The organism is Helicobacteraceae bacterium, assembly GCA_031258155.1.
In the GTDB taxonomy this organism is placed as follows: domain Bacteria; phylum Campylobacterota; class Campylobacteria; order Campylobacterales; family SZUA-545; genus JAIRNH01.
In genome coordinates, this window is record JAIRNH010000007.1 from 1 (window position 1) to 5,967 (window position 5,967).

Here is a 5,967-nt window from a genome sequence, read left to right on the forward strand (position 1 = left end):
CCGCGCCCCCCGCGCCCCCCCGCGGACTATGCGCGTTGATAGATTTCGCCTCGAGTCGGATAAAAACCTCGGCGGCGGCGCTTATGATCGAAGCGCGAGTAAAACCCGTTTATCCCTAAAGCCGTCTTTTTCTCTTAGCTCTTATAATAAACGCGAACGTCGAAGCCGTCCATCTATTTATTATGGGGGCGGCGCACGAGCCTATTTGCTCTTTTATAAACGGCGCAAAGCTCGCTCGCGCTTAAACTCTTTTTTGGCTTATCGTTTTCGCCCCTTTTGCCGCGATCGCAAAGGGCATACGCGAAAGACGAGCGGCTATATTCTCTCGCGCTACATAACGAGCGTCCGTTTGCGATCGCGCCTATCGACAAACTTCGCAAACAAGGCGCGCTATGCTTAATTCGCTAGAGCTTGCCCGCAAAATCCGCCTTCACGCGCTAGAGATGTGTTTCGTATCGAAGGGATCGCATATCGGCGGCATGTTCTCGTGCGCCGATATTCTGGCGGTTTTATATTCGGGCGTTTTGAACGTATCGCCTCAAACGAGGGGCGATCCAAATCGCGATCGGCTGGTTTTAAGCAAAGGGCACAGCGCGCCCGCGCTTTACGCCGCGCTTGCCGAAAAAGGGTTTTTCGAGTTAAGCGAGCTTTTGACGCTGCGCCAAAACGGATCGCGACTCTCCGGACACGTCTATTCGCAAGTTCCGGGCGCGGAGTTCTCCACAGGCTCGCTAGGGCAGGGAGTTGGCGTAGCGTGCGGCATGGCGCTCGCGGCGAAGATCGATAATCGAAGCGCTCGCGCCTACGCCGTCGCGGGCGACGGCGAATGCGACGAGGGATCGGTGTGGGAGGCGGCGCGCTTTGCGGCGGAAAACGAGCTAGACAACTTCGCGGTCGTAGTGGATTATAATAAAATGAAAGGCGGCGAGCTTTACGCGCCCAAAGCGGAGTTGGCGGATATTTGGCGCGGTTTTGGATGGAATGTGGTCGCGATCGACGGGCACAATCACAACGAGCTATTCGCCGCCTTTGATCGCGCCAAAGAGATCAAAGGCGCTCCGACGGCGATTATCGCGCGGACGATCAAGGGCAAAGGGGTCGGCTTTATGGAACAAAAGGCGCTGTGGCATTACCGCAATCCGGACGGCGAGGCGTTCAAAGCGGCGTGGAAGGAGCTTGGCGGCAAATTAAGCGATCTGTTAAGCGCGGATAATCGGAGCGCGTTGTGAGAAACGCGTTCATTAAAGAGCTGACGAGCTTTGCGAAAGCCGACGAAAGCGCGGTTTTTCTAAGCGCAAATTGCGGTTGGGGCGTATTAGACGGTTTAGCCGCCGAGCTTGGCGAGATTGGCGCGAAAGATCGAAACGGAAAAAGCGGGCGATTTCTCGACGTCGGGATCGCCGAGCAGAACATGATCGCGTTGGCGGCGGGTCTTGCGGCAAGCGGCAAGCGCGTCTTTGTCTATTCGATCGCTAATTTTCCCACTATGCGCGCTTTGGAGCATATACGAAATCTTATCCTATATCCGTCGCTAAACGTTAAAATCATCAGTATTGGCGCGGGATTTATCTACGGCGCGCAGGGTATGACGCACCACATGACGGAGGACGCGGGCGTTATGCGATCGCTTCCAGGGATCGATATTTTTACGCCGTGCGATCCCTTTGAAGCGGCGGCTATAGCGCGTATCTGCGCCGCAAGCGGCAAGGCGGCGTATATCAGGATTCAACGCGGCGGCGAAGCGCCGCTACATAGCGGCGAGTTGAGCGGCGCTCGGATCGAAGCGATCGCAAACGGAACGCCTATCGCAGTTGGCGAAGAGTCTCCAAAGGCTTCGATCGCGATTATCGCTTTGGGCGCGATCGCGAGCGAAGCGATCAAGGCGCAAGAGAGCTTAGCCGCGCGCGGCGCGATCGCAAACGTCTATTCCGCCTGCCGCCTGCCGCTTAATCGCGTCGCGATAGAGCGTATAGCTAAGCAAGCGGATCGCATAATAACGCTGGAAGAGCATAATCGCGTAGGCGCGCTTGGATCGGCTGTAGCCGAGATTTTAGCGGATACGCAAAGCGCGGTTAAATTTGATCGGCTTGGACTGGACGATACTTTTGCGACAATCGTCGGCGATCAAGCCTACCTGCGCGACGCTTATCGCCTGAACGCATTGGCGACTACCAAAGCGATTGGCGCTTGCGATTTTGCGAAGCGCGATAGATAGACGTTTTCGCGAATACGCCTACATAAATACGTTCATTATAAAAAAAGGCGGTTTATGAATTTGTTAAGAAAAGTATGGCGATTGATACCGCGAGATAAACGCCATACGATTGCGAGAAGCGTTTCAAATAGTTGGTTATACCGCAAAACTTTGTCGCATCGCGCGTTATTGGGTCAAAGACCGCATAGGCTTGATATTCTCAAGATAGAGATAACCGATCGATGCAATCTTAGATGCAACTATTGTCCAAGAAGTTTAGGCATAGATGGTAAAAACGGCGATATGGATTTTGAAACGTTCAAAAAAATGGTGGATTATTGCGCGAGTCGAGGCGTTACAAAATATGCGCTAATTGGCGTGGGCGAGCCTACGTTGTATCCTAAGTTAATCGAATCGATCGCCTATATTAAGGAGACGGCGCCTAATGCGACGATAGGTTTTAATACAAATGGCATTCGCTTAAGTTACGAGCTTGGACATAATCTTGCCGCCGCCGGATTAAGCCGAATCACAATATCGATCAACGCAACTTCTCGCGAACAATATAAACGGCTCAACGGAGCGGATCTGTTTGATAAGGTTGTGAAAAACACGCAAGATTTTTTACGCGCGATTAATGAATCGGGTAGAAAATCGGCGTTTTGTTGAACGTTATGGGCGGCGCGGTTAACCCAAAAGAGCAAATTCAAGCGTTTCGAAGTTTCTGGGCGCCGTATTTAGGCGAGTGCGGAGCGATAGCCGAAACGCGCCTTGGCAACTGGGGAGGGTTGATCGGCGCGGAGCGGTTAATAGAGGCTGAAATGAGCGCGCGCGGCGAAACGAACGCGCCCGCCGCGCCTAAAATTGCTAACGGGATGATGGAGGTTCCCCCCCCCGCTTTACCCTTGTTTATCGCTTTTGGAAAGCTACAATATTGCCGGAAACGGCGAGGCGCTCGCCTGTTGCGGCTTGCCGCCAGGTATGCAAGGCGATTTAGCGCTTGGCAATATAACAAATTGTTCGCCAGAACAGCTTGACAAAATCTATTATGGACAAAAGGCTAAAGAGTTGTGGCGTAAAAATCTTAATTGCGAAATTTACAAGCTTTCTGCTTGCAAAGAGTGTTTGGGCTGGTCTTGGTATCCTAATATTTGGCGAAGAAATCCGTTTTATCCCATTTTTGGCGCCAAATGGTTTTGAAGCGGATTTAGTATATTTCGATAGAATTTCGAGATAAAAGGAGCGAGGGTGTCTAAGCCGATAGTTAGCTTTTGCATTGCGACGTATAATCGCGCCGAGCGAGTTTGCGCGCTTGTAAAATCTATTTTGAGTTGCGAGCGTCAAGATATTGAAGTTTGCGTTAACGACAACGCTTCGGCTGATAATACCAAAGAACTATTAGGCGAAATCAACGATCCTCGATTTAGATTTTTTGAGAACGAAATAAACATTGGCGCAATAAAAAATATGCTAATGGCGATTAGCAAAGCAAACGGAAAATACGCGTTTTATTGTAATGATCGCGATTTAATTGAGATCGAGAATATACCAAAATTATGCGATTTTTTAATCAAAAAAAATTTTGCTTACGTCTATTGCGGCGACGCGCTAAAAGAGACTATATACGACTCTCCAGTCGACGCTTTCGCCAATCTTCTCTTTTTTAAGCATCCGACAGGGGAGATTTTTAACGCGGAGATGTTGGCTAAATTAAATATAAAACGCTATTGGGAGTTTGACGAAAATTCGCTATATTTAATCCTCCCGTTTTATTTTGTTTTTACCGAAATCGCATCGTTGGGCTCAAGCGCGGAAATTCCAAATATGTATTGGAAAGCCTCCGATGATGATTTTATAAAGAATAATCCATCGCGTAGCGGATTTACAAAAGGCGGATGGTCCTGGAGATACTTTCTGCCCGCAGAAGTAGCGCCTACGGTGGTTTCTGGGTTAGAACACATAATTAATATGCGTCTATTTAATAAAGCCAAAATCAATAAGATTTGCTACTCGGTTTTCAAAAACGAGGCGATACGTAGCGTAACTTTTTATATTGGCGCTATGCAAAACCCTATATATGCCTATCGTTACAATTATGATATAATCGTAGATAACATATTTGATCAGTTTTTACAGTATCGCTCGTTTTATAAAATATATAGGTCTTCTAGCATATACGCCTATCATAGCGTTTGGCGGAAATTTGGGTTGTTTATGTTTGGCGTTTATATGTTTTACTTTGTCTTGGTTAGAAGGCTAAAAATTTATCTATTATATAAAAGCAAAATAAAGAAACTGATATGGCGATTGAACCTAATAAGGCTTGGCGTCCTTGCGCACAGACTATAAGCTTTACTGGTTGAAATTTGTCCGATTTAAGTAAAAAGTTAGACGCTATTATGCATTGTAAAGTTTAGTTAAAGGTTTTTTAATGAGTTTTTACAAAATTGCGCGATTGCTACGCAACGCTTTGTCGAGCCACAACGGCAGAAAACACGACGCTTTGCGAATTTTCGCTGATATGCTCTTTGCCGATTACCGTTTAACTTGGGCGGATTTTGACTGGTGGAAAGACAAGAGTTTTAACGACTATCTCGATCGCTTCGGCGAGCGCGGCGGCTTAAATACGCATCGTAAATGGACGCTAAAACAACTTCTGCGGCTAACGGCGGCGATTGACGGAGATACCGCCGAATGCGGCGTATTCAAAGGCGCCTCCTCTTATTTAATATGCGAAGCTAACGGCAGGCATGTGAAAATGGGGGGGGGGGGCGAACGCACCATATATTCGATAGTTTTGAAGGCGTAAGCGCTCCAAGCGACGAAGATAACGGTTATTGGAAAAAGGGCGATCTAAGCGCGGGAGAGGAAATGGCGCGCGAAAATCTCTCCGAGTTTATCGATCGCGTTCGTTTTTATAAGGGGTGGATTCCAACGCGCTTCGAGGAGGTAAAAGATCGCGCGTTTAGCTTTGTTCATATCGATGTAGATATGCACGATCCCACTCGCGATAGTATAACGTTCTTTTACGATCGGCTAAATGCGGGAGGTATTATTTTGTGCGACGATTATGGATCGCCTTTTTGCGTAGGCGCCACAAAAGCCTGCGACGATTTTTTGACCGACAAACCCGAAAAGATGATCGTTTTAGCCGACGGCGGGGCGTTTATGATCAAAGGCGTAAAAACCGCTTAAATTATGCGCTACTAGCGCGGGCAACTCGCTTAAATAAGCCGCCAATAAATATAATTCAGGGTAAATTATGCCGATGGATTTTGGCGTTCGCGGCGAAAGTTTGTGCTAGAGGGGCTAAAGCGTGGATAAAGAATCGTCAAAAGCTAGGGCGTTTCGTCTGTTTTATGAGAAAATTTGCGGCAAAGAGCCAAATATCAACGTTTTACATCGGCAGTATCTAGCTACATATCAGCTTAAATCTCAATTAAAAGAGATTTTGCGCGATTTTAGCGGCGTATGCTTGGATTTTGGTTGCGGCGCGCAACCATACAAAGCGTATATGCCGCGCGTTTCGCGCTATATCGGCGCGGATATTGCCGAAGGCGAAGGCGTAGAGTTTGTTATTAAAGACGGCGTTTTACCGCCTACGGGCGAGTTAGATTTTGTTTTATCAACTCAGGTTTTAGAGCATGTTGAAGATACGGCGATCTTTGCGCAGGTTTTCGAGCGCGTAAAACGGGGGGGGGGGGGGATTACGGCATAGTGGTCAACCAACGGCGCGTTGTGAGTGAAGTATGGCGCCCCGTATATGCCTGTCA

General features: G+C 48.3%; 8 protein-coding genes. All 8 read left to right on the forward strand.

Annotated features, from left to right (window positions below; genetic code table 11):
• The first annotated feature begins 392 nt into the window (after window positions 1-392).
• The 8 genes from LBF86_01085 (at window position 393) to LBF86_01120 (ending at window position 5,912) form a co-directional block, all read left to right on the forward strand.
• On the forward strand, window positions 393-1,229 hold the full coding sequence (locus LBF86_01085; protein ID MDR0664103.1) for a transketolase: 837 nt from the start codon (window positions 393-395) through the stop codon (window positions 1,227-1,229).
• A complete protein-coding gene (locus LBF86_01090) occupies window positions 1,226-2,215 on the forward strand; it encodes a hypothetical protein (protein ID MDR0664104.1) in 990 nt (329 codons plus the stop codon). The genes LBF86_01085 and LBF86_01090 overlap by 4 nt, the downstream gene beginning before the upstream one ends.
• A 54-nt stretch (window positions 2,216-2,269) precedes the next feature.
• Window positions 2,270-2,863: a radical SAM protein gene (locus LBF86_01095; GenBank protein ID MDR0664105.1), complete on the forward strand. Its 594-nt coding sequence runs from the start codon at window positions 2,270-2,272 to the stop codon at window positions 2,861-2,863.
• 249 nt (window positions 2,864-3,112) lie between these two features.
• Window positions 3,113-3,394: a hypothetical protein gene (locus tag LBF86_01100; protein MDR0664106.1), complete on the forward strand. Its 282-nt coding sequence runs from the start codon at window positions 3,113-3,115 to the stop codon at window positions 3,392-3,394.
• A gap of 48 nt (window positions 3,395-3,442) precedes the next feature.
• Window positions 3,443-4,543 carry a glycosyltransferase family 2 protein gene (locus LBF86_01105; protein ID MDR0664107.1) on the forward strand — a complete coding sequence of 367 codons (1,101 nt, stop codon included), beginning with the start codon at window positions 3,443-3,445 and terminating at the stop codon, window positions 4,541-4,543.
• 82 nt (window positions 4,544-4,625) lie between these two features.
• Complete coding sequence (locus LBF86_01110; GenBank protein ID MDR0664108.1) at window positions 4,626-5,003, forward strand: hypothetical protein; 378 nt, start codon at window positions 4,626-4,628, stop codon at window positions 5,001-5,003.
• A complete protein-coding gene (locus LBF86_01115; protein MDR0664109.1) occupies window positions 4,979-5,389 on the forward strand; it encodes a TylF/MycF family methyltransferase in 411 nt (136 codons plus the stop codon). The genes LBF86_01110 and LBF86_01115 overlap by 25 nt, the downstream gene beginning before the upstream one ends.
• A 121-nt stretch (window positions 5,390-5,510) precedes the next feature.
• Entirely contained in the window at window positions 5,511-5,912 is a 402-nt protein-coding gene (locus tag LBF86_01120; GenBank protein MDR0664110.1) for a class I SAM-dependent methyltransferase, read from the forward strand.
• Window positions 5,913-5,967 lie beyond the last annotated feature (55 nt).